The organism is Bradyrhizobium sp. 33ap4 (assembly GCF_032654765.1).
Lineage (GTDB): Bacteria > Pseudomonadota > Alphaproteobacteria > Rhizobiales > Xanthobacteraceae > Bradyrhizobium > Bradyrhizobium australafricanum.
Genome location: NZ_JAUMTJ010000050.1, coordinates 47,899 through 70,784, shown reverse-complemented (window position 1 = coordinate 70,784; position 22,886 = coordinate 47,899). Strand labels below are relative to the sequence as shown.

Here is a 22,886-nt window from a genome sequence, read left to right as displayed (position 1 = left end):
TGCACACATCAGGCTCCTGACCCGCAGACTCGCGGCTGCAGCTAAGGTTGGGTGATTTATGAGTCAGACTCTCAGGATGACGGGTCGAAAAGCGTTCCCGCGCAATCAAATCTCGCCGATCACCTCGCGGCGGCGCTGCTCGGATTCTTCCGCGTAGCGCCGCATGGCGTGCGCTTCGGTGAGCAGGCCGATCGGCCGGCGGTCACCTTCGACCACGGCGAGCGATTCCGCTTCGGCCGCGTCGAACACCGCGATCGCCTCCTGCACGTTCATGCCGGGATGCAGCACCACATCGGCATAGCGCAGAATCGCGGCAAGCCCCTTGTCGGCCTCGATATCGGGCGCATGCGCTTCGGCGACCAGCGCAAGCCCGGCGTAATGCCCCTCGCCGTCGACCGCGACGACCTGGGTCTTCGAGCCCGGGGGGAATTCCTCGCGGAACGCCTCGATCGGCATCGCGGCGTTCACCGTCGTCATGTCCTGCCGCATCATCTTGCCGACCGTGAGATCGCGGATCCAGCCGATATCGGCGGCGCTGCGGATGGTCTCGCCGCGCAGATGCAATCGCCAGGTCGCGAACGAATAGCCGAATAGCTCGCGCGTGATCGTGGTCGAGATGATGACCGCGACCAGCACCGCGGTGGTAAGCCAGAGGTTGCCGGTGGATTCCAGCGCGATGAACGACATCGTCAGTGGACCGCCGATCACCGAGGCCGACAGCGCGCTCATGCCGATCACCGCATAGGCGTTGGGGTCGAGGTTCAGCCCCGGCCACACGATGTCGACGCCGGCGGCGAACAGCCGGCCGCCGAGCGCGCCCATGAACAGCGTGGCGAAGAACAATCCGCCACGAAAGCCCGAGCCGAGCGAGATGATCGAGGCCACCGCCTTCAGCGCGAACACGCCGGCGATGAAGGCAAGCGGCATCGCCACGATGCCCGCGAAGCGCAGCGCGCCATGGCCCGACGACATCACCTGCGGCGTCAATAGCGCCATCGCGCCGACCGCAAGCCCGCCGAGCGCCGGCCGCAGCGGCGGCCACAGCCGGCTCTTGGTCAGCAGCGCCTCGCACAGCGTCACCCCGCGCATGATCGCAATGCCGGTCAGGGCCGCGACCATGCCGAGCAGCGCTGCAATCGCAAGATCCCGTCCGAGCACATCGCCGACGGTTCCGACGCCGACGCCGAGCGGCAGCGGTTCGAAGGCATGGGCAACGAAGTAGCCGGTCACCGCCGCCACGCCGACCGGGGTCAGGCTGGCCGGCGTATAGCCGCCGATCACAAGCTCGAAAGCGTAGAACGCACCCGCAAGCGGCGCGCTGAAGGCGCCGGCGATCGCCGCCGCCGCACCGCAGCCCACCATGATTCGCTGGTCGTTGCGGCGGAGGTGAAAGCCGCGCCCGAGCGAGGCGGCGAGGCCGCTGGAGAGCTGGGTGTAGCCGGCCTCGAGCCCGACCGAGCCGCCGACGCCGCTTGACCAGATCGTCTGCAGCGCCACGATCACGCTGCCGCGGAACGACATCCGCCCGCCATAAAGCGCGTTGGCCTCGATCGGGTCGATTTCGCGGGCCGGCCGCACCCGGAGCAACAGAAGGAATGCAAATCCCAGCAGCAGGCCGCCGATCGTGGGAACCACGAGCGCGCGCACGGGATCGATGCTGGGCTGGCTCGACAACCGGTCGCCGAGCGGCAGATTGAACAGCACCGAATGCAGCACCGTGACGAGGCCGCTCATGACCGCCACCACGAGGCCGCCAATGGCGCCGATCAGCACCGCCAGCACCACAAGGCTCGTCTCGTGCGCGCGCACGAACGCGCGCAACCGGCGCGGCGCCTCGAGATAGCTTGAGGTCGTGGTCATCGGCAGGGTCCGTCACTGGCCGACAGGGCCTTGCGGCTCCCTTTACGGGCCTCGCGGGCGGGAGGCAATCGGGGCAGGAACATGGCAGGGCGCGGCGGATAAGCCGCTCATTGCTCTTCACAATCCCGTCACGCTGCCTGTAGTATGTGAGTGCATGCTGCTTCGCAGCTAGTGGGAGTCAGGAGCGTTATTTGAACGCACATGTCTCGCAAGGCGGTTGGCCGGTGCTGGTCTTGAATGCGGACTTCCGGCCGCTGAGTTATTACCCGCTGTCGCTCTGGTCCTGGCAGGACGCGATCAAGGCGGTGTTCCTCGATCGTGTCAACATCGTCGAATATTACGACCGGGCGGTACGAAGTCCTTCCTTCGAAATCCAGCTGCCGAGCGTCGTATCCCTCAAGTCCTTCGTCAAGCCGACCACCCACCCCGCCTTCACCCGGTTCAACGTTTTCCTGCGCGACCGATTCAGCTGCCAGTATTGCCTGTCGGGCGACGATCTCACCTTCGATCACATCATTCCGCGCAGCAAGGGTGGCCAGACCACCTGGGAAAACGTCGTCGCCGCCTGCTCGCCCTGCAATTTGCGCAAGGGCAATCTGACGCCGCAGCAGGCCAAGATGTTTCCGAAGCAGACGCCCTACGCCCCGACCGTGCATCAGCTGCATCGCAACGGCCGGCTGTTTCCGCCGAACTATCTGCACGAGAGCTGGCTCGATTATCTCTACTGGGATACTGAGCTCGATCCGTAGAGCGCGCTGGCGCGCATCGTCGTCACATCGAATGCAAGCCGTACTGCTGTGATTTGGATCAGGCGGGTCGCTTGGTGAGGGCCGCTTCACCCTCCTCGCGCCCGGGAACGCTGACGTGGACCTCGTGCCCCATCCTGATCGCCAGAGCCGCGGCGGCCGCCGCGGATTCGAATGCAGCTTCCTTGGTGGCGTATCCGCCGTTGAGATTGCCGTCGTGCAGGACGCCCCATTCCTCGCCGGCTGCAATCACCGCATATTGAGCCAATCCCATCGTCTCCTCCTTGCGCCAGCGGCGCTGCGTCAGGTCTCATTCCGCTTGTATCTGTCGCGGACGACCTCCTCGCCGGCCTGCACCGTGCGCCTGCTGCGAAAATGGTGTTGAAGCACGCCGAAGATCAAAGCGGTCAGCAGCACGAGCGCTCCGATGCCGTAGATGATCTCAAGGCCCATATCCATTTGGTCTCTCCAGGCCTTGTTCTCAAAGCCTTGTTCTCGAAGCCTTGCTCTCTTGCCGCCCGCCGGGGCGGCATCGTTCATCCGCTCTTCGCGGCACTGTCGATGCTTTCGCGGTGAATTTCGCGGGCGTCGCTGCGGATCACCGAGATGTAGTAGCCGCGGCCCAGATATTCCTGTCGGGTCTCCGCAAGGTCGATGGCGAGCCGCTTGGCCACCGCAATGGCTTCATCGCGGTCGGCAACCGGCTGACCGGTTGCATCGATCACACGCTCATCATTCACGATCGCGAAATGAAAGGCGGACATTGGCTATCTCCGCGCATCAATGCGTGTTCGATTCATGCCACTTTTCCAGGTCCGGCTTCTCGTCTTCGGAGGCCTTCGCGTCTCCTGAGCGCCTCGCATCTCCGGAGCGCTGCTCCTTCTCCGGGTTTCCCTTCCACGGCTTGTCGGTTTGCGCGTGGGAACCCCAGTCGCTCGAGCGTCCGGAATCCTGCGTTACCGGCTTTCTGTTCATGACAATCTCCTCAAGAACAGAAGCATCTGTATCCCGATGTGTTCCTAACCCGCCGCGCTCAAGGTCCGCCCGCAACCGAGCATAACCAGCGCATCGAGGTCGATCCCGCAGCAGTACTGACACTCCCTCACGCAGGATCGCATTCGCGTGATCATCCGCGATGTTCGTACTATATCGTTGCATCCTAATAGTTCGTATCCTATCTAGTTTACATGCCTTCACAGTCCCACATCCACGCCGAGATCGGCCGCCTGGTGACCAGGCTGGCCCGGATCTGGCGCCGCGAGTCGGATCAGGCCTTGTCCGACCACGGACTGTCCTACGCGACGGCGATTCCGCTGCTGGTGTTGTCGCGCCAGGGGGAAAACGTCCGGCAAGGCGTGCTTGCGGATGAATTGGGAATCGAGGGGCCTTCACTGGTGCGGCTGATCGATCTGCTGCAGTCCGAAGGCCTGGTCGAGCGTCGCGAGGACCCGACCGACCGGCGCGCCAAGACGCTGCATCTCACCGCGGCCGGCGGAGCCAAGGTCGAGGAGATCAATCGGGTGCTGCGTCGCGTACGGGCCAGCCTGCTGAAGGATATCGGCAGCGCGGAACTTGCGGTAACCTTCGAGACGCTGCAGCTCATCGAGCAGCGGGCGAGCCGCCTGCAGGACGCCAGGACTGCGCCAGCCAGGACTGCTCCAGAGGCGAAATAGTCATGCGCGCGGAAGAGCCGTTCCTGGTCCGCCACGCGGATCTCATCTTCGCGTTGAAGACGTTCGCGGCGTCGATGCTGGCGCTTGTCATCGCCCTGGCGATCGATCTGCCGCGTCCCTATTGGGCGATGGCGACGGTCTACATCACCTCGCAGCCGCTGGCCGGCGCGACCAGCTCGAAGGCGTTCTTCCGCGTGATCGGTACGCTGGTCGGCGCGAGCGTCACGGTCGCCCTGGTGCCGAACCTGGTCAATGCACCGGAGCTACTGTGCCTCGCGATCGCGCTCTGGGTCGGGCTCTGTCTCTATTTATCGCTGCTCGACGGCACGCCGCGCAGCTATGTCTTCATGCTGGGCGGATATACCGTCGCGCTGATCGGCTTTCCGTCGGTGGCCGAACCGGGCAGCATCTTCGATGTAGCGCTGGCACGAGTCGAGGAGATCTCGCTCGGCATCATCTGTGCGAGCCTGGTGTCGACGGTGGTGTTTCCCCGCAGCGTCGCGCCGGCGGTCGGCGGCCGCATCAGGAGTTGGCTGTCGGATGCGCGCCGTCTGTCCCGCGACGTGCTGCTTGACCGCGGGACCGGCGAGACGCGCCGGGCCCAACGCCTCCGTCTTGCGACCGACATTGTCGAGATCGATACGCTGGCGACCCATGTCGCCTATGACCGGCTGGCCGACGCCGGCACCGTGCGTGGCCTCGGCGAGGTCCGGCTGCGCATGCTGATGCTGTTGCCGATCATCACGTCGATCGAAGACCGGCTTACCGCACTTGGCGAAGCGGCGCTGCAACGGCAACCGGAGCTGCAACGCCTGATCGGCGATCTCGCCGCATGGATCGTGGACGAGGACCGCCAGCGGCAATCCGGCGAGCAGATCCGCACCGCAATCGCCGAGCGGCAATCTGCGCTCGACGGAATCGCGCCGCGGGAACGCATCATCACGGTCAGCCTGCTGCTCCGGCTGCGCGAGCTTGCCGACATTTCGGCCGACTGCCGCGCGCTGGGCGATGCGATCACCGCGGGCCGGGATATCTCCAGCGTCCAGCTGGCGTTCCACCCGGAGTCGGGGGCCGCACCGGTCCGTCATCGCGACCACGGCATGGCGCTGTGGTCGGCCGCGGGCGCGGCGGTCGCCATCCTGATCTGCTGCGGCCTGTGGATTGCGACCGGCTGGGCCGATGGCGCCTCGGCGCCGATGATGGCGGCGGTCGCCTGCTCCTTCTTCGCCGCACAGGACGAGCCTGCGCGCAGCATCCGGGCCTTCGGCCTGTTTTCACTGGTCGCGATCGTCATCGTCGCAATCTATCAGTTCGCGCTGGTGCCCGGCATCTCCCATGTCGAGGTCCTGATCGCGGCGCTGGCGCCGACCTTCCTCCTGTACGGCTTTTTGATCGCACGACCCAAGACCGCGCCGATCGGCATGGCGCTCGCCGCCAACACCGCGACGCTGCTCGCGCTGCAATCGACCTACAGCGCGGATTTCGCCAGTTTCGCCAACACGTCGGTCGCCTTCTTCCTCGGTGTTGTGATCGCGGAGATCGTGACGCGGATCGCGCGCGGCGTCGGCGCCGAATGGATCGCCAAGCGGTTGATGACGTCGAGCTGGCAGACGCTCGCGGTCGCGGCCGAACGGCGCGGCCACGGCGATCGCGCGCAGTTTGCCGGCCTGATGCTGCATCGGCTCGGACTATTGGTCCAGCGCATCGCCTTCATCTCGGAGAGCGACCGCCGTGATGCCGACAGCTTGGTCCAGCTCCGCATCGGGCTCAACATCATCGACCTCCGGCGGGCCCGCTACGGCCTCGCCGCAGTGACCGTGCGTGCCATCGACGACATGCTGGACGACTTCGCGGCGGCGTTTCGCGCCCGTGCGGACCAGGCAATGCCGGCCGAACTGTTGTCATGCATCGATGCGGCGCTGACCGCGGTCGTCAAGGACCCCAATGAGCGCGCGCGGGACGATGCGTTGCTCGGCCTCGTCGGCATCCGCCGCGGCCTGTTTCCGGATGCACCCGCGTATCGATCGCAGCCCGAGGAGAGCTTTGCCGCATGAGATATGAGCTCGACATTTACGGCGTGCTCGTTCCGGCGCTGCTGCTGTGGCTGATCGTTGCCTATGCATTGAGCGCAGTGGCAAGCCGGATCTTGCAGCGCTTCGGGTTCTACCGGCTGGTGTGGCATCGCGCGTTGTTCAATTTCGCCCTGTATGTATGCCTGCTCGGCGTCGTGGTTTATCTTTCGGAGTTTCTGCCATGAAAGGGAATTTCGCCTGGCTCGGCCGGGTTGCGCTGACCGCGGTCGCCGTCATCGCTGCACTCGCTGTCGCTCGCGCGCTCTGGGTCTACTATATGGAATCGCCGTGGACCCGCGACGGCAGGGTTCGCGCCGACGTGATCCAGGTGGCTCCCGACGTCTCCGGCTTCGTCACCGACGTGCTGGTCAGGGACAATCAGCCGGTGCGTCGCGGCGACATCCTGTTCCGGATCGATCGCGCCCGCTTTGCCCTGGCGCTGAAGCAGGCCGATGCTGCGGTCGCCGGCCATCGCGCGACGCTGGATCAGGCCGACGCCGACCTCAAACGCTACAGCTCGCTGACCACCGATGCCGTGTCGCAGCAGAAGCAGGAGCAGGTTCTGGCGACGCAGCTGCAGGCCAAGGCGGCCTATGACCAGGCGGTCGCCGACCGCGCCGTCGCGCAGCTCAATCTGGATCGCAGCGAGGTGCACGCTTCGGTGAACGGCACCATCACCAATATGGACCTGCGGCCGGGCGCTTACGTCACCGCAGGCAAGGGCGTGATGGCGCTGGTCGACACCGACACGCTGCATGTGGAGGGCTATTTCGAGGAGACCAAGCTCGCGCGCATTCGCGTCGGCGACAAGGCGCAGATCCGGCTGATGGGCGAGCCGGTGCGGCTCACCGGACATGTCGAGAGCATTGCGGCCGGCATCGAGGATCGCGACCGCGCGGCAGGCGCGAGCCTGCTCGCAAACGTCAACCCGACCTTCAGCTGGGTTCGGCTCGCACAGCGCATCCCCGTGCGCATCGCGCTGGACCACCTGCCGGATCGCATCGCGCTGGTCGCCGGCCGTTCGGCGACGGTCGAGATCATGGACTAGCCGGCTGGCCGGGCGCATCCGCGGCGACAGCATCGAGCCGGTGCACCTTACTGCGGCTCGTCGACCACTCGCCTATCGCACGCCGTAGCGTGTGAAATCGTCGCCGATGCTGCCCTGGATCGCCTTGGCCGCCGCCATGTCGGTATTGCCGCCGGCCTTGTCACCCTGCTTCAACTTCGCCAGGCCGCGGCCATAAAGAGCGCTTGCGAGCTTGGGATCGATGCGAAGTGCGGAGCTGTAGTCGGCGATCGCCGCGCCCAGCTCGCCGGTCTTCAGATAGATAAGGGCACGCGAGTCATACGTCGCGGCGTTGGTTGACGCCAATTGAAGGGCCTTGTTGCAATCTTCCAGCGCCGCCTGCAATTCGCCGAGGATGGCCCGGCTCCAGCAGCGTCCGTTCCACACCCCGTCGAGCTTCGGCTCGAGGCGAATGGCCTCGTCGTAGTCCTGCGCCGCGCGCGCATAATCGTTCTTCTTCAAATAGGCGCCGGCGCGGTTGGCGAAGGCCTCGCCGTAGTTCGGGTTGAGCTTGATCGCCTGATCGAAGGCGTCGGTCGCGCGATCATATTCGCGCTTCCTGAGATAGGCCACGCCGCGGTTGTTGAACGGCTTGGTGTAGGTCGGATTGAGCTCGATCGATCGATCGAAATCCCGGATGGCGCCGTCATAGTCTCCCTTGGCGGCGTAGGCGTTGCCACGGTTGTTGTAGGCGATCGCGAGGCCAGCCTGGGTCATGTCCTGCCCCGCATCGATCAGCGCCGTGCAGGCAGCAATGCGCGCGTCGGCCGGTGTGCGATCGAGGCCGCTGCACAATCCGATAGTGCGGAGATAGCTATCCTTCTTCGGGTTCTGCGCGATCGCCGGCAACACTGGGAGCGTCGCAACGAGGAGCGATATCAGGCTGACAATTGCGCCGGCGCTTGCACGAAGTTTCATATCGGGCCTTGCTTGCACGAAACTGGCTGCGCCTGGCCTAGCACCCTCGACAGATGTTGGGATTGAACTTGTGAAGGGTGTTTTGCTCAGGTTGCTGCGGCGTTCGAGTCCCGACCTTCCTGACCTTGCTCTTGCCCTCTTCAACGAGCGTGGCGAACCTCACCGTTCCATCGTCCGATATCTCGATGCGTGGCGTGGTGCCTCGAATGCCCATCGTTGCGACAGGGGTGTCGATCTTCATGTCTCCGGTCTTCGCAATGTTGCCGGCAACGAAGGTGAACGTCCCATTGGTCAGTTTGAGCAAGGTCGAGTTCGACTTGCCGTTCGGGTCGTACACGAACTCGGTCATCGCCATCTTGGCGTTGCTCGACAGATTGAACGAAGTGCCGTCGGAGAAATTGATCCCAACGCGTCCGTCGGCTCCAGTTTGCACCACGTCGCCCAGATACACGGGGTCGCCGACCTGCGCCTGAGGCAGTTTGCCGGGCAGCCCTGCCTGAACGACGACTGCATTCGGATGCTCGATCGTGACCGAACCGGTGGCGGCTACGACCCTTCCGATGAATTTCAATTGGATATTGTCCGGTTCGGTTTGCGCCTGCACCTGGCCGGGCGTGAGCGTTGCGAGCGCCAGGACGAAGCTTGCAAGCAATTGAACAATCAAATGGATGCGCACGATCCCCTCCTCGAAAAGGTCTTGTCGTGCCGGGGCTCGATGGGTGACCGGGACCACCGGGCCGAGACCGCAGGACCTTGAGTGCCAAACGAGTTGTCGCAGACAGGCCTAAATGCCTGACGCAGTTCGACTAAAAATTAATAAGTGGACAATTTGCATGGTAATCATACTATTAATTTTGCGGGGCTGCACGCGCGATAAAGGACAGCTGCTCTGACCTTTTCGTAAGGCTCCCCCGCAGTATTGGAATTCCATTTTTACTGCCGAATTTGGTTTCAATCAGGACGTTTCAGCGGACAAGCCTATGGCTGACGGCGCGGGGTTTTTCGCCGCGTGGCCGAACCAAGCCAAAATAAAAAGACTGCGGCGCCACTTTCCGCTCGAACTGCCTAACAGGCAAAAAGCCAATGTCAGTTGCGTCCGGCGTAGAGTTCGGGGACGCGTGCATGGCCGTTTTCGGCCAGCCGCCCCGCTTAGTTGGCACTGTTCGGACGGCGATCGGCTGCGGCACGATCGCGGGAGCCCGGGGCATACCGATTCAAATCGTAGCTGGCGATTCCGTTCGCCAGGGTGACGTCATCGAGGTCGGAGCCGGCGGGCGGATCGAAATCCGCCTGGTCGATGGCAGGGTGCTCAATTTGCCGGCCGGCACCCGGCTGGAGTTGGACATCGCGCAGGACCCCACCGGGGGCTTGCGGCCGGGTCTGTTCGCGAAAACCAGAAGCCTCTTCCGCCTCATCGGCAGCCGGCTCGCAGGGTCTGGCGTCCTGACGGCGGACACGGTTGGCACCATCCGCGCCAGCGGCCTCGGCATGCTGTCGCTGGCCGCCCTGACCTTCTCGCTGCTGGAGGACGCCCGGGCCGCGGAGCCGAACGTCACGCTCCTGGACGACGACAACATCAAATACAAGGACCTCCACCACGGCGTGTTCGAACTCGTCACCAAGGAGGCGATCCCCCGTCACATCATCGTCGAGGATCCCGAAGAGACGATTATTCTGAGCAGAAAAGGCTCCTCCGTCGGGGTGAACCAAGCCACGAATTCCCCTGCGCACATGGAGGAACTACGGGAGGCTCAACAGGAGACCCTTGCCTATTTCGAGAAAGGACCGGCATCGAAAGGGTCCGGCATGCCTGCTCTCGAAGGCGGCCAATTGCTGCTGCCGATCAATTTTATTCAGCAGTCCCCGCTGTCGCCGGTGCAAGATACGCTCGGGCCGCTACCGGTGGCGACCTTCGCCAAAAATGATCTCTTCAAGCTGCCGCCGGCTCCGCCGAAGCTGAACCTCGGAGCGGGGCCGACTGAAATCGATACGGTGATATTTGACGACTTCAATGCGGCGAGCGGGACCTTTTCCGCGATCAGCATCAAGGGCGGCGCACTGAAATTCGGCATCAGCGGAGGCGCCACAGGCGATACGGTGCTGGGACAGGCGACATACGACGTGTCTAGCGTCGGTACATTTGGCACGCTTTATCTCAACAGTGCGACCGGAAATTACACCTTCGTTCCGAACAATACCGCAATCAACGCGCTGAAGGCCAACACGACCCAGAGCTTCGTGATCACGGTCTCGGACGGCGCGCTTTCGGCCAGCGAGAGCTTCGACATCAGCATCCTGGGCGCCGACGACGCCTCCATCATCTCCGGCACCATGGCCGGCTCGGTGGTGGGTGCGGTCGGCGTCAGTCATGCTTCGCCCGGCCTGCTCATCGCAAAGGGCACGCTCACCGACACCGATGTCGACGATCCCGCCAATACCTTCACCGCCGTGAACGCGCCGACGACAAGCGCAGGTGGCTACGGCTCATTCACGCTCACAACGGCCGGCGTGTGGACCTATACGCTCGACAACGCCAACAGCTCCGTGCAAGCCCTCCATGTCGGCAACACGCTGACCGACAGCTTCACGGTGACCACGATCGGCGGAACCCCGCAGACGGTGACACTCACCATCCACGGCCCGCTGATCGAGGTTGGGACCGCGCCATCGCTGACGTTGAGCGAGACCCATCTGACAGCGACGACGCTGGACGACAATATCGCCGGCTCGGCACCGGACGCCGCGCTGATGACGACATCGGGCGAGTTCTCGGCGGCATTCGTCACCGAACCGGGTCTGACGGTCAGCTACGCACTGACGATCACCGGCGGCAACGGTACGGCGTCAGGGCTGATCGATTCGCATACCGGCCTCGCTGACCTGCTGGTTCTGAACGGCAACACCATCGAAGGCCATGTCGGCACGGCAAGCGGGGCGCTCGCGTTCACCATCACGGTTGACCCGGCCACGGGCCGCGTGACCTTCGTCGAGCACCGCGCGGTCGAACAATCGTCGGGCACCAGCCCTGACAGCGGCGAAGGGATCGCGCTGGGGACCGGCCTCGTCAACCTGATCGCGACGGTCACGGAGAGCGACGGCCAGTACCAGGATCTAAGCATCGATCTCGGCAAGCAGCTGACAATCACGGACGATGGCCCGCGCATCGAGGCGGCGGGCACAGCCCCATCGCTGACGCTGAGTGAGACGCATCTGACGGCAACGGCGCTGGACGACCACATCGCCGGCTCGGCACCGGACGCGGCGCTGACGACGACTTCCGCCGATTTCTCGACCGCGTTCACTTCGGTGCAAGGCGCCGATGGCGCGACCATCCGCTACGCGCTGACGATCACCGGCGGCAACGGCACGGCATCGGGGCTGATCGACTCGCATACCGGCCTCGCTGACCTGCTGGTTCTGAACGGCAACACGATCGAAGGCCGCGTCGGCGCGACCAACGGCACACTGGCATTCACCATCACGCTCGATCCGGCTACGGGACGCGTGACCTTCACCGACTACCGGCCGGTGGAGCAGCCGCTCGGCACCAGCCCGGACAGCGGCGAAGCCGTATCGCTGGCCGCGGGCATCGTGGGCCTGACTGCCACGATCACGGACAAGGACGGCGACTTCCAGAGCGCCGGCCTCGACCTCGGCAGCAGGCTGACCATCAGCGACGATGGCCCCTGCATCCGGGCCAATTGCACCGCTCCGTCGCTGACGCTGAGCGAGACGCACCTGACGGCAACGGCACTGGACGACCATGTCGCGGGCTCGGCACCGGACGCGGCGCTGACGAAAATTTCCGCCGAATTCTCGACGGCGTTCAGCTCGCTCCAGGGCGCCGACGGCGCGACGACTCACTATGCACTGTCGATCAACGGAGGTGACTGGACCCCATCCGGTCTGATCGATTCGCATACTGGCTGCTCCGACGTGCTAGTTCTGAACGGCAACACCATCGAAGGCCATGTTGGCACAGCAAGTGGCGCGCTGGCATTCACCATCGCGGTTGATCCGGCCACGGGATGCGTCACCTTCACCGAATATCGCGCGGTGACGCATCCGGCCTGCGCCGGCCCTGACAGCGGCGAAGCCGTGTCGCTGACCGCCGGCGTCGTAAGCCTGGTTGCCACCATCACGGACAAGGACGGCGACTTCCAGAGCGCGTGCATCGACCTCGGCAAGCAACTGACGATCACGGACGATCACCCGACCATTTGCGGCTTCCCGGAGACCTTCGTCGCCGCTCAGGATCATCAGACTGCGACAGGTACCTACGATATCAATTTCGGCGCGGATGGCGATGCCGCGATGTTCGTTGCCGTCCACAACGGTCCGGTCGGCTGCTCGGGATATGATCTGGCCACATCATGCCTGGGCAACGGCATCACCGCGGTGCACGTCACCGGACATGGCGATGATTACAACTTCTACTATACGACCCATGAGGTGGGCCGCGGCGTCGAGCTCGACGCGTATCTTACCGATTGCGGCGGTAGGTTGGACGATCCTTATTTCAAGTTGCTGATCAATCCGGATGGAACATTCTGCTTTGATCTCGAGCACGCCGGGCCGTCGAAGGACGTCACCGTCCATGGCTCCGATTTTGATGCCCCGATCTGCGGCACGCCGTCATTGACGGCTCCGGACGGACAACTGGTTATTACCGGGTCGGACTGCGCCGGCCAGCCGCTCGATGTCAAGGCATCGGACTGCGGTATTGCGGTCGGCGACAGTGGACTGCAGATGGACCCGGCCGAGCAGTTGAATCTCGCGTTCACCGAGAAGCAGTCGCAGGTCGGCTTCAATCTCACGGAATGGCAGGGCTACGGCACGGCCGGTGTGATCCTCAAGGTTGTTGATGGCAGCGCCGACGTTCACGACTTCTGCATCGATGTTCCCAGGCCGCTCTGCGGCAGTGCCGGCTTCGTGGTGCAGGAGACATCGGATGCTTCGCTGATCGACACCTACACCTTTGATGCCACGACGACGACGTATACGCTTTACGTTGACAGGTCGTTCGATCAAGTCCAGGTCGACTACGATCGGGTGGAAGCCGGGTGTCCCACCTTCGCGATCAACAACATCAGCTATACCGAAAAGACGAGCATCAATGCGGATCTGCTGTTCGATGTGACGGCGGTCGATGCGGACGGCGATTCGGCCACGAGCAGCCTTCAGGTCGATATTCAGTGCCACACGGCGGGGATGGACACCTTCATATTCGCCGCCAGCCAGGACAGCCCCGCGCCGCCGGTCGGCGCCAGCGCTCCCGCACCCGATGTTAGTCCGATGTCAACGAGTAGCCACGAGGACGCGGCGTTGTCTCAGGCAATCTTGCCCTTTGTAGACGGCGGAACGTCGGGAACGACCGAGCAGTCCTTTCATTTCGCGGAGCCTTCGAGCCTTGAACAGCAGGGAGCTTCGTCCCCTCCACAGTTTGATCAAAGCCTCGCGTGGTTCGGCCGCCACGACGATTCCGCCGGATTTCAGCTGGCGCAAGGAGTTGCAACTGGTGGAACGCCGGCAATGGGGCCGGCTGTCCCGGAGCACCAAACAGATTTCTTCCCGGACCATACGCCGGACGCCGTCGTGACCCATCCGCTACACGATCTGATCATGTAGCGATCGCTTCTTGTAGCGATCCCTTCGTCTAGCGATCCCTTGGGCGCGTGGCCGGCACTCCGGCCCGCGTCGGACGTTGACGCGGGCCGGCAGCGTTTCTCGTGTCAGTGCCAGCCTTCGCCGGCCTTCAGCGCCGCCGAGAGGCTACGCACCGGGCGCGTTACCAGCGGATCGAGGTCGAAGCGCTTTTCAAGCATCTTGAGGATCGACGTGGTGTCGAAGTCCTCGTGCGCGACGCCCGACTTGTTGAAGCGCTTGGCGATCAGGAGCGCCGGAATGCGGGTGCCCGGGCCCCACTGGTCCGCAGCCTTGGCTTCGGCACCATGGCGGTTGAACGGCGGCGGCGGAACGTGATCCCACTGCCCGCCGAACTCGTCATAGGTGATGACGATCAGCGTGTCCTTGCCCTCCGGCCCTTCGACGATCGCCTTGACGAGATCGACGAGATGCTGGCTGCCTTCGGACTCGCTGGTGTAGCCCGGATGCTCGTTTTCCTCGCCGATCGGCTTGATGAAGCTGACCTGCTTCAGCCGGCCGGTCTTCGCCGCCTGGATGAACTCCGCCTCGTCCTTCAGGCGATCTTTGCGGGCCTGCGTTCCGGGCGCGTAGTTGGCGAAGTAGTTGAACGCCTGATGGTGGTACTGGAAATCCACGTCCGGGCAGTTCGGGAACACCGCCGTGGAAACATGGTTCGGGTCGGTGCAGGTCGTACCGTTGCCGTTGGTCCAGCCCGAAGCGCCGACGTCGCCGTTGGCGTTCGACCAGCCGCCCGAATACCAGGCCCAATCGACGCGCTTTGCCGACAGCCGATCGCCGATGTTCGGCGTGTGCAGCGGCGGCAGGCGCTTGATGTCGGCGGTGCCCGGGGAATAGGGCTGATAGAACGGCTGCGTGGTGTTGACCGCGTAGTCGCCGCAGGCGAGGCCCGCCGGCAGGCCGGCCTGATTGCACTTCGCCGTCAGCTGCGCATCCTTCACGGTCGAGAGCGGCGTGTAGAGCGGCGTGCTGGTCGGCATGCCGTTGGCATCGACGATCGAGTGGAAGTCGTTGGCGCTGCCGTCATTCAGGGCACCGACGAACTGCGGCGCCGCGGCGGCGACCAGGAACTGGTGGTTGAGGAACGAACCGCCGAAGGCACCCTGGAAGAAGCTGTCGGCAATGATGTAGTTCGGCGCGCCGTTGCCGTGGAGATAGGTGTAGATGGGTAGCTTCTTGGTGTCGTAATAGCCCATCACCAGACCGGCCGCATCACTGCCGGTCATGTAGCGGTTTTGCCGGCCGCCGTTGAGCTGATACTGCTCGCTGTAGAAGCGGTGCACGATGTCCGCGGTGCAGCCGCCGGGCGCGCCGGTGCCGTTGAGGAAACCGTGAGCCGCGAAAGCGCCGAGCGGCTTCGGGCAGGTTGTGGCCGAGGTCGGAATGAATTCATTGATCTCGAACGGCTTGTTCTTGAAGGCACTCAGGATCGCGACCGTGCCCGTATTGTCGGTGCAGCTCGTCGGTTGCGGCGACGGAGAAGTCAGGTTGACGTCGTTCTGCAGCAGACAAGCATAGACGGTCTGGTTGTCCTGCCGAACCTGCAGGGTGTGCGCCTGATCGGCGTAGGATGTGCCGTTGATCCGGTCGCGGCCGACGTCGCCCCAGTGACCGTAGAGGTTATCGAAGCTGTGGTTCTCCTGAAAGATGACGACGATGTGCTTGTACTGGTGCACGCCTTCATGGCCACGATCCCGTAGGTCGCGCAGCTCGTCCTTGATCTCGTGCTTGAACTCATCAACGATCTTTTCGACCAAATTCTCTGCGTTTGCTACCGGCGAGATGGCAACGGCGCCAGCAACAACCGCGAGCGCCGGAATGGCTCCCCAAAGCCGCATAGTGCTCTCCTGATTTAGAAAGAAATAGAAATGGAGCTACACGCTATGCAAAACACATTTCGCTGGGATGACTGTTTTTCGACGCGCGCGCAAACGCGCGGAAAGATGCTCGCGCACCAACAGACTTTCATCGTGTCAAACGCAGACTGCGTTGCGCTTCGCTGATCGCGCGTCATCAAACCGCAATCAAAATTCGTCTATCCAGTCAGATGGTCATTGATCCTGCCGACAGGAAACTGTCACCTCCGTGACATCTTCCGACGCGCGGCAGCGCATATACATTTGTGACAGGGACGTTTCCGCGCGATGGCTTGGGATATTCTGGCGTCCGGCTCCGGAAAACATCGCGCGACAGCCGCCGATCGCGGCGTCAGACCGGCACGGGGCGCGTGGCTGGCGCTCGTCGTTGCCCTGCTCCCGTTGCGCGCGACGGCGTTCCCGCTCGGCGGCGACCAGACCGTGCTGCCGGCCGGCACTGAATTTTCCGAGGAGGCGCTGGCGCGGCCGCGCGAACTCTTTCATTCCGAAGCCGTCGGTGGGCGAAAGTCCTATTTGGTCAATCTCGGCGATCTCGCGTTCAACTCGCCTTCCATCCTCGGCGGCAAGGCGCGTCAGGCCGAGATGAGCTGCGGCACCTGTCACGTCAACGGCGCATCGAACCCGAAACTGTTCGTTCCGGGCGCATCCTCCCGGCCGGGCACCTTCGATACGACCAGCCTTGTCTTCAACGCGAAGACGTTCAACAGCATCCTCGATCCGGTGAGGATTCCGAGCCTGCGCGGCGCCCGCTTCCTCGCCCCCTACGGACATGACGGACGCATCACCTCGCTGCGCGACTTCGTCTACAATGTCATCGTCAATGAATTTTCCGGTCCGAAGCCGCGTGACGAGGTTCTCGACGGCCTGGTCGCCTATATCAACGATATCGATTTCCTCCCCAATCCGAAGATTGCGCCCGGCGGCAGGCTTGCCGCGCAGGCGAGCCTGGCCGAGCGCCGCGGCGAAGAGCTGTTCTTCAAGCCGTTCCCGAAGCAGGCCGAGCTGAGCTGCGCCGGTTGTCATGTTCCGGGTGGAACCTTCAACGACCAGATGCGCCACGACGTCGGATCCGGTGGACTGGTCAAGACCCCGACTTTGCTGAACGCCAACTTCAACGCCCCGTATTTCCACGATGGCCGCTACGACAGCTATGAACAGGTGGTCGATCATTTCGATCGTGTGTTCGACCTCGAACTGTCAACCCAGGACACCCAGGACCTCGTGGCCTATCTGAATGCGGTCGGCGACGGCGAACGCCCGTTCGACAAGGACGGCGTCATGCTCCGGATGAAAGAGGTGCTCGAGCTCTCGAGCGTCCTCGAGGTCGCGATCCCGGCTGCCGACACCGCGGTGGTGTCACTGGCCGTGACCGGGGTCGGGGCCGAACTGCGCGAACTGACCGAGCGCATCCCGGACATCAGGAACACCGCGATCGGTGGCAAGGACGAGCGGCTGGCGGCGCGCGCGATCCTGAAGGACCTCGTTCTCACCCTGCGCCGCATCGATCTCGACGTCGGCGCCGGCCGTATCGACGATGCGATGGCCGAATATGGCAACTTTGCGCAGCTGGTGCACTTCGACGTACCCGTCGCTCTGAAAAAGGCCGAACCCTGGTCGCTGTTCAACAGCAACGTGCATCAGTCGCACTACACCGCGCTCGGCCGGATCCTGCCGGTGACAAGCCAGCAGTCGCAATAACGGACAGCGTGCTCACTCCGAAGCCGGCGGCTCAACCCATACGTCACTCTGCTGGATCCGACGGATCAGCGCTTGCGGGTCGAACTTGCGCAAGCCTGCGGGGATTTCAAACGTCTGCGCCGGCTGCGGCTCGTCGCGGATGTGATCGGCAGCGATCACCGTCCCATCCGCGGTCTTGATCCGTACCGGAAATCTGCGCGCGCGGTCGATCCAGCCGACAAAGCTCAAACCGGACGGCGCGGCGATTCGAAAGACGTCGGTGTCGTGCCCCCCGATCCTTTCCGCTCCATCGCGCTGGCAGTGCCACGTCGCGAGGTCGATCGGCGCGGACAGCTGCGCCATCGCCAGCCATTGCCGGCAGGGATCATCCGGATCGACCGGAATGAACATCCGGGTGAGCGGACTCGATTGCCGCGCGTCCATGTAAACCCGTGCCGCCGGACGGACGAAATAGGCTGCGGGCTTACCCGTATCGATCAGGAAGAAGCCGTCGGACAGCGTGCTTGTCTCGATCCGTGCTCTTCCGCCCGAGACCCGCAAGGCTCCCATGGCGGTTGCCGTGTCGTCCTTGTTCGCGACGAGGTCGGCGGAAAACTGCTGCGCCATGGCAGGGATCGCCGCGCCGGCCAGGATGGCGACGGCAAGCAGGCTGGCCACGACGCTGCTGCTGATCGCGCACGTCTTATTGCGTTTCATCGCATGTCTCCGGTCGATCAGGTGGCAGGGACAGAACATGACGGCGCCGACCGAACCATTGGTTCGATCGGCGCCGCCCTTGGACGCAGTCAAGACCTCGCCGTGGGCGAGAGCTTGATCACTCGGTGTAGGACAACGTGACCGGCTTGCTGAAGTCGAACGCGTCGAACATATCAGACAATGCCGGGCTGTTGGTCGGAACATACTCGTTGTTCTTCGAGTAGGTCGGGTTCGGCAGGTTGTCGCGGCTGCGGTTCGTGAGCGGCTGGAGAGCCCAGTTGCGCTCGATGAACTTCAGCAGCGAAACGTGGTCGGCGTAGTTGTGGTTGACCTTGCCGCCCGTCGAATAGGGCGAAAGGATCAGGGTCGGAATGCGCGGTCCGTCGCCGAAGAAGTCGATGGACTGCTGGTAGCCGGAGTCCCAATAGCCGCCGGCCTCGTCCCAGGTGATGAAGACAGCGGTTTCAGCCTTCAGCTCCGGGTTGTTGTCCAGCGAGTTGAGCACGTTCAGGACATAGGCCTCGAACAGGTCAACCTTCGAGCTCTGCGGATGACCGTCGAGCAGGCCGTCCGGCTTGCCGAACGACACCGCAGGCAGCGTGTTGTTCTGGATCGCCGTGATCAGATCGGCAGTGTCCTTCATGTGAGCCTGACGCACGGCCGGGTTAGCCATGATCGAGGTCGCATACTGGAACGGATTGCAGATCTGGCAGTAGGCAACGCCGAGCGCGTGCGCCGGATCGGCGACCGCAGCGGCGCTGAGGTTGGGGTTCGACGGATTGGCGGCAACCGCGGCGTTGGAAAGCGCCACGGCGTCGTTGAACGCGCCACCGTAGAACGCCCAGGAGACGTTCTTCTCCATGAGCGCATCGCCGATCGTGCGAACCGACGACGGCGGCACGTTGTTGCCACCCGACAGCGCGCCGTTCGGCAGATAGCCCGGGTTGACGTTGTTGAGCATGTAGTAGTGGTTGGGCTTGCAGTTCGGCTCCGCCGCGTATGGCAGATTGTTGAGGTAGGTGACGATCGGCTTGACGCCGGGCTGGAAGACATCAGAGCAATTGCTCCAATTGCCATCGACGGTGTAGCGGTTGACCGAACCCGCGACCGGATTCGGATTGGCGATCAGGTTGGCCGGCGGCGTCACCGGATTGCCCTTTCCGTCGCTCCAGAAGGCCGCGTCACCGGTACCGAGCATGAAGTGGTTCGCGCCGGTGCCGCCATGGAACGACTGGTGGAAGTTGTCGCTCAGGGTGAAGCGGTCGGCCAGCATCTTCAGGACCGGAGCCTGACCCTGCTGGGCGTTGTAGTAGCCCATCGAGTTGGCCATGCTCTTGTTGGACGCCGAATAGGTCGCCATCACGAACGGGAACAGATCGTTCAGGCAGCCCGAATTGTTCTTCTTGGTGGCGTTGGCGGCGCTGCAGTCTTCCTGCTGCCAATCCTGGTAGAAGCGATGCGTCGAGTCGCCGGTGTAGTCGTCGTCGCTGATCTGCTCACCCTGCAACTGGAACGGTCCGTTCAGACCGCCGGCGCCGGGAATGCGGGTATCCAGCACACCGGTCGGCAGGCCGCTGAAGCCGGTGGTGAGGATATCGAGATCGGCCGGGTCCATGTCCTTCTCGACGCTGGCTTCGGCGATCGTCTTGAACGGGGGCGCGGTGTCGCTCTGCGCGGTCGGCGTGCCGGCCGTGTTCGGCTGCGGCATCGGGTTGGTCGCGTTGTAGGGCGACTTCGCGATGGTCGGTGCGCCGATATAGTACAAGGGCTGGCCCGCGACCGAGGACTGCTGCGCCTGCGCAAAGTTCGGTCCCGGCGTTCCATCCTCGTTGACGATGCCCTTCGACAACAGGTTGGAGATGGTCTGTCCCTTGCCCTTCGGCTTGTAGATACCGAAGGTGTGATCGAGGCCGCGGTTCTCACCGATCAGGATGATGACGTGCTTGATCGGCGACGCGGTCTTCACGCCGTGATCGCCGTCACCATGATGGCCATGGTTCTCATGATTCGCACGATCGCCCTCTTCGTGCGCCTGGTGATTGTGATGCGGACGCTTGTCCCAATCACTGCGACCGCCCGGATAGTGAGCGGCATATGCGGCCGTTGCGACGAGCACCGTTGACGCGATGCAGAGCGCGGTGCTGGTTCGCCAGTGCTTTTTGTAATTCAAACTCATTGTCGACCTCAGGGTGTTTGCGGTTAGCAACACACACTGCTTAGTGCGACAATATGACGCATGGTTTTCGCTTACATGAAAGCGCGCAAGAAATTTCGAAACGTTCAAATATTTTCTGAGGAGACATCTGCCGCCGCGCGGTGCATCTCCACGATTCAATCATGCAACCAATGATCGAAAATTGATCGAGCATCCGCGCCGCAGCGCAGATCGCAAAATCACTTCAATACAACGCAATCAGTGCGAAAGGTGCTTGGAGCGCATCACCTGGCGAAGCGCAGCATAATGCTGGTCATGCACGCCTTGATTGAATAGCGACCATGGCTCGGCGCTGGCCAACAGCGCAGGCACTGCAGCAGCCATCAGATTGCGATAATTCCTGAACTCGGTTGCGGCATCCGCGTTGCGCCCTGCCGCAGCCGCCATCTCGATTCGCCGCAGCGTGAGCACGAGCTCCTTGAGGCCGTTGCGCGCAAGTACGCGCTGCTGCTCGCCGCCCGAGACGCTGGTGTTCTTGCGGTCGGGATATTGCTCGGTCAACTCGCGCAACTCGCGGCCGATCGTATCGACCGCCAGCGCGACGATGTCCTTGTCACCGGACGGAATCGCGGTCGCGAGCACCGTCGAGAAATCGTTGATCTCCTTCAGCGTTGCCCCGGCGCCGTCGCGCTCATAGGGCTGAACGCCATCGCCGACTGCCGTGAGATAGGCGACGAGGTCGCCCTTGTCCTGCGCCGAGAGCTCGAGCTGAAAGGTCCGGTCGAAATAATCGACGACCTGGTCGTAATTGTCGAAGCGGCCGTCGTGAAAGTACGGCGCGTTGAAATCGGCATTGCGCAGCGTCGGCGTCTTGAACAGTCCGCCCGAACCGACATCGTGCTGCTGGTGATCGACAAAGCCGGACGACGGAACGTGGCATCCCGCGCAGCTCAATGATGGATCGTGCGGGAACGGCTTCGCGAACAGCGCTTCGCCGCGGCGCTCCGCGTCGCTGATCTTGCCGGCCAGCCGTCCGGCGGGACCAAGGCTCGGATTGGGCAGGAAGTCGATGTCGTGAATATACGCCACGATCGCATCGAGCGTTGCCGGCGACGGCTCGGGACCTGCGAACTCGTTGGTGATGACGTTGTGGACGAAGTCGCGCAGCGAGGCGAAGCGGCCGTCGGCGCCGTAGGGCGCAAGATAGCGGGCGCCGCGCAGGCTCGGGATCCGCACGGGATCGAACGCCAGATTGTTGGCCTTCGGATTGAACAGCGGACCGGTGGTGTCGAACGTGCCGGGCCGGCTCGACATCTTCGGCATGAAGAATTTGGCGTTATTCGCGCCATTGACGTGGCAGGTGCCGCAGCTCACGCCGGCCTGCCGCGCCACGTCACCGAGCAGCCCGGGCGAATTGAATGCGAGATCGCCGAGATTCACCAGATACGACTTGGCTCCGGTCCGCTCGGACTGGAACACCTCGCGCGGCTTGTCGAGCGCATCCTCGTTCAGTTCGGTCGCGACAGGCAGCACGGTCTTGTCACCGTCGACCGGAAACGCCACCGCACGCCCGAGCAGTGCCAGGGCGATGACACCGGAGAGCAGCGTGGCCAGACGCAGGTGAAGCGATGTCATCGCGCCTGGGCCTCCAGGGTCGGCCGCTGCAGCCCGAGCTTTGCCGAGGCGCTCTGCAGCGCAACCACCAGTTCCTCACTGGTCTGGCGCAGTTCGGCAATGTTGACATGCGGCAGGTCGGGCGTGGCGACAATCGCTTCGAGCTGTTCGATCCGGTTGGTTACCATCTCGTCGAGCTTGCCGTCGACCGTGTTGAGCGCGGCCGAAAAGATCGTGTGGTAGGCGAAGTCGATGCCGGCGATGTTGTTGCGCATGTCGTCCAGCGAGGTGCCGCTGATGCGCGACTCGCCGCCATCCGCCTTGCTCTCTCCGACTTCGTAGGCAAGCCGCACCGTGCCATCCAGAAGGCCCTGCGGCGTCAGCTTGATATCCTTGAGCTTGCCGTGGAGATCGTTCAGATGCTCGACAAGGCCGGTCGCATCGGTGGCAACGTCGGTGCTGGCAGCCCCGAACAGTTTCGCCTCGATGGCGTGGAACCCGCTGTCCGCGTTGGGCCAGGCGTCGATCTGCGCGTCAAGCTCAGGCACGAAGCCCGCGGTGAACACCTCCGAGCGCTCCCAGCCGGCGCGCGCCGACAGCCAGGCCTTCTTCGCTCCGGGCAAATCCGCCGCCGCGGCGCGCTCGCGCAGCGCACGCGCGCCTGTCAGCGCACTGGCGACGCCCTCGATCAAATATGGCCGGTAGCGCTCGGCGCCCTCCTCGAGAGCGCCGGCATTCGCGGCGCGCACGCCGGCGAACGCTGCCAGCAAAGCAAGGCACGCCGCCACTTGCATCTTGTGCATAGTCAACCCACTCGTCTGCCACGAAGGGCTCGCGGCATGTAGCG

Annotated in this window: 19 protein-coding genes; 7 read left to right on the top strand and 12 right to left on the bottom strand. The window is 63.6% G+C overall.

Annotated elements, in window-relative coordinates; translation table 11 throughout:
* Positions 1-105: 105 nt before the first annotated feature.
* Entirely contained in the window at positions 106-1,860 is a 1,755-nt protein-coding gene (locus Q2M23_RS31590) for a chloride channel protein (protein ID WP_253625349.1), read from the bottom strand.
* Between the two features lie 191 nt (positions 1,861-2,051).
* Here Q2M23_RS31590 and Q2M23_RS31585 point away from each other — a divergent pair, with 191 nt between their 5' ends.
* Positions 2,052-2,609 carry an HNH endonuclease gene (locus tag Q2M23_RS31585; RefSeq protein WP_016845270.1) on the top strand — a complete coding sequence of 186 codons (558 nt, stop codon included), beginning with the start codon at positions 2,052-2,054 and terminating at the stop codon, positions 2,607-2,609.
* 58 nt (positions 2,610-2,667) lie between these two features.
* Here the strand turns inward: Q2M23_RS31585 and Q2M23_RS31580 are convergent, their stop codons facing one another.
* Genes Q2M23_RS31580 through Q2M23_RS31565 form a run of 4 tightly spaced genes read right to left on the bottom strand, consistent with a single transcriptional unit; the run spans position 2,668 to position 3,581 of the window.
* Positions 2,668-2,880, bottom strand: coding sequence for a hypothetical protein (locus tag Q2M23_RS31580; RefSeq protein ID WP_028333636.1), 213 nt, complete (start codon positions 2,878-2,880; stop codon positions 2,668-2,670).
* A gap of 29 nt (positions 2,881-2,909) precedes the next feature.
* Entirely contained in the window at positions 2,910-3,146 is a 237-nt protein-coding gene (locus Q2M23_RS31575) for a hypothetical protein (protein WP_229190373.1), read from the bottom strand.
* A complete protein-coding gene (locus Q2M23_RS31570; protein WP_316398132.1) occupies positions 3,143-3,370 on the bottom strand; it encodes a DUF6894 family protein in 228 nt (75 codons plus the stop codon). Before Q2M23_RS31570 ends, Q2M23_RS31575 begins: the two co-directional genes overlap by 4 nt.
* Before the next feature lie 16 nt (positions 3,371-3,386).
* The gene (locus tag Q2M23_RS31565; protein ID WP_316398131.1) at positions 3,387-3,581 is read right to left on the bottom strand and encodes a hypothetical protein; all 195 of its coding nucleotides are present in this window, start codon (positions 3,579-3,581) and stop codon (positions 3,387-3,389) included.
* Between the two features lie 212 nt (positions 3,582-3,793).
* On the opposite strand from Q2M23_RS31565, the gene Q2M23_RS31560 reads away from it, so the two are divergent.
* The 4 genes from Q2M23_RS31560 to Q2M23_RS31545 are packed head-to-tail and all read left to right on the top strand — an operon-like array spanning position 3,794 to position 7,399.
* On the top strand, positions 3,794-4,279 hold the full coding sequence (locus Q2M23_RS31560; protein WP_057017738.1) for a MarR family winged helix-turn-helix transcriptional regulator: 486 nt from the start codon (positions 3,794-3,796) through the stop codon (positions 4,277-4,279).
* A 2-nt stretch (positions 4,280-4,281) separates the two neighbouring features.
* Entirely contained in the window at positions 4,282-6,333 is a 2,052-nt protein-coding gene (locus Q2M23_RS31555; RefSeq protein WP_316398130.1) for an FUSC family protein, read from the top strand.
* On the top strand, positions 6,330-6,536 hold the full coding sequence (locus Q2M23_RS31550) for a DUF1656 domain-containing protein (protein WP_076827400.1): 207 nt from the start codon (positions 6,330-6,332) through the stop codon (positions 6,534-6,536). The genes Q2M23_RS31555 and Q2M23_RS31550 overlap by 4 nt, the downstream gene beginning before the upstream one ends.
* Positions 6,533-7,399 carry an HlyD family secretion protein gene (locus Q2M23_RS31545; RefSeq protein ID WP_225646561.1) on the top strand — a complete coding sequence of 289 codons (867 nt, stop codon included), beginning with the start codon at positions 6,533-6,535 and terminating at the stop codon, positions 7,397-7,399. Before Q2M23_RS31550 ends, Q2M23_RS31545 begins: the two co-directional genes overlap by 4 nt.
* Before the next feature lie 72 nt (positions 7,400-7,471).
* Here the strand turns inward: Q2M23_RS31545 and Q2M23_RS31540 are convergent, their stop codons facing one another.
* Both Q2M23_RS31540 and Q2M23_RS31535 read right to left on the bottom strand, forming a co-directional pair.
* Complete coding sequence (locus Q2M23_RS31540; protein WP_168857815.1) at positions 7,472-8,335, bottom strand: tetratricopeptide repeat protein; 864 nt, start codon at positions 8,333-8,335, stop codon at positions 7,472-7,474.
* A 37-nt stretch (positions 8,336-8,372) separates the two neighbouring features.
* On the bottom strand, positions 8,373-9,011 hold the full coding sequence (locus tag Q2M23_RS31535; RefSeq protein WP_194295347.1) for a FecR domain-containing protein: 639 nt from the start codon (positions 9,009-9,011) through the stop codon (positions 8,373-8,375).
* 446 nt (positions 9,012-9,457) lie between these two features.
* On the opposite strand from Q2M23_RS31535, the gene Q2M23_RS31530 reads away from it, so the two are divergent.
* Positions 9,458-13,963, top strand: a complete 4,506-nt coding sequence (locus Q2M23_RS31530) for a DUF5801 repeats-in-toxin domain-containing protein (RefSeq protein WP_316398129.1) — start codon at positions 9,458-9,460, stop codon at positions 13,961-13,963.
* A 104-nt stretch (positions 13,964-14,067) separates the two neighbouring features.
* Here Q2M23_RS31530 and Q2M23_RS31525 read toward each other — a convergent pair whose 3' ends face one another.
* Positions 14,068-15,837: an alkaline phosphatase family protein gene (locus Q2M23_RS31525; protein WP_316398128.1), complete on the bottom strand. Its 1,770-nt coding sequence runs from the start codon at positions 15,835-15,837 to the stop codon at positions 14,068-14,070.
* 306 nt (positions 15,838-16,143) lie between these two features.
* Here Q2M23_RS31525 and Q2M23_RS31520 point away from each other — a divergent pair, with 306 nt between their 5' ends.
* On the top strand, positions 16,144-17,574 hold the full coding sequence (locus Q2M23_RS31520; protein ID WP_316398127.1) for a cytochrome c peroxidase: 1,431 nt from the start codon (positions 16,144-16,146) through the stop codon (positions 17,572-17,574).
* Positions 17,575-17,586: 12 nt separating this feature from the next.
* Here Q2M23_RS31520 and Q2M23_RS31515 read toward each other — a convergent pair whose 3' ends face one another.
* The 4 genes from Q2M23_RS31515 to Q2M23_RS31500 form a co-directional block, all read right to left on the bottom strand.
* A complete protein-coding gene (locus Q2M23_RS31515) occupies positions 17,587-18,270 on the bottom strand; it encodes a hypothetical protein (protein ID WP_316398126.1) in 684 nt (227 codons plus the stop codon).
* Positions 18,271-18,388: 118 nt separating this feature from the next.
* Complete coding sequence (locus tag Q2M23_RS31510) at positions 18,389-20,440, bottom strand: alkaline phosphatase family protein (protein WP_410469796.1); 2,052 nt, start codon at positions 20,438-20,440, stop codon at positions 18,389-18,391.
* Between the two features lie 243 nt (positions 20,441-20,683).
* Positions 20,684-22,060, bottom strand: a complete 1,377-nt coding sequence (locus tag Q2M23_RS31505) for a cytochrome c peroxidase (RefSeq protein WP_316398125.1) — start codon at positions 22,058-22,060, stop codon at positions 20,684-20,686.
* Positions 22,057-22,842 (bottom strand): EfeM/EfeO family lipoprotein, encoded by a 786-nt coding sequence (locus Q2M23_RS31500; RefSeq protein WP_092080432.1) that lies wholly within the window; start codon positions 22,840-22,842, stop codon positions 22,057-22,059. The genes Q2M23_RS31505 and Q2M23_RS31500 overlap by 4 nt, the downstream gene beginning before the upstream one ends.
* Positions 22,843-22,886: the final 44 nt, after the last annotated feature.

Coding starts and splice junctions, on each gene's coding strand:
- Q2M23_RS31590 (WP_253625349.1), bottom strand. CDS start 1,860: ATGACCACGACCTCAAGCTATCTCGAGGCGCCGCGCCGGTTGCGCGCG.
- Q2M23_RS31580 (WP_028333636.1), bottom strand. CDS start 2,880: ATGGGATTGGCTCAATATGCGGTGATTGCAGCCGGCGAGGAATGGGGC.
- Q2M23_RS31575 (WP_229190373.1), bottom strand. CDS start 3,146: ATGAACGATGCCGCCCCGGCGGGCGGCAAGAGAGCAAGGCTTCGAGAA.
- Q2M23_RS31570 (WP_316398132.1), bottom strand. CDS start 3,370: ATGTCCGCCTTTCATTTCGCGATCGTGAATGATGAGCGTGTGATCGAT.
- Q2M23_RS31565 (WP_316398131.1), bottom strand. CDS start 3,581: ATGAACAGAAAGCCGGTAACGCAGGATTCCGGACGCTCGAGCGACTGG.
- Q2M23_RS31560 (WP_057017738.1), top strand. CDS start 3,794: ATGCCTTCACAGTCCCACATCCACGCCGAGATCGGCCGCCTGGTGACC.
- Q2M23_RS31555 (WP_316398130.1), top strand. CDS start 4,282: ATGCGCGCGGAAGAGCCGTTCCTGGTCCGCCACGCGGATCTCATCTTC.
- Q2M23_RS31550 (WP_076827400.1), top strand. CDS start 6,330: ATGAGATATGAGCTCGACATTTACGGCGTGCTCGTTCCGGCGCTGCTG.
- Q2M23_RS31545 (WP_225646561.1), top strand. CDS start 6,533: ATGAAAGGGAATTTCGCCTGGCTCGGCCGGGTTGCGCTGACCGCGGTC.
- Q2M23_RS31540 (WP_168857815.1), bottom strand. CDS start 8,335: ATGAAACTTCGTGCAAGCGCCGGCGCAATTGTCAGCCTGATATCGCTC.
- Q2M23_RS31530 (WP_316398129.1), top strand. CDS start 9,458: ATGGCCGTTTTCGGCCAGCCGCCCCGCTTAGTTGGCACTGTTCGGACG.
- Q2M23_RS31525 (WP_316398128.1), bottom strand. CDS start 15,837: ATGCGGCTTTGGGGAGCCATTCCGGCGCTCGCGGTTGTTGCTGGCGCC.
- Q2M23_RS31520 (WP_316398127.1), top strand. CDS start 16,144: ATGGCTTGGGATATTCTGGCGTCCGGCTCCGGAAAACATCGCGCGACA.
- Q2M23_RS31515 (WP_316398126.1), bottom strand. CDS start 18,270: ATGAAACGCAATAAGACGTGCGCGATCAGCAGCAGCGTCGTGGCCAGC.
- Q2M23_RS31505 (WP_316398125.1), bottom strand. CDS start 22,060: ATGACATCGCTTCACCTGCGTCTGGCCACGCTGCTCTCCGGTGTCATC.
- Q2M23_RS31500 (WP_092080432.1), bottom strand. CDS start 22,842: ATGCACAAGATGCAAGTGGCGGCGTGCCTTGCTTTGCTGGCAGCGTTC.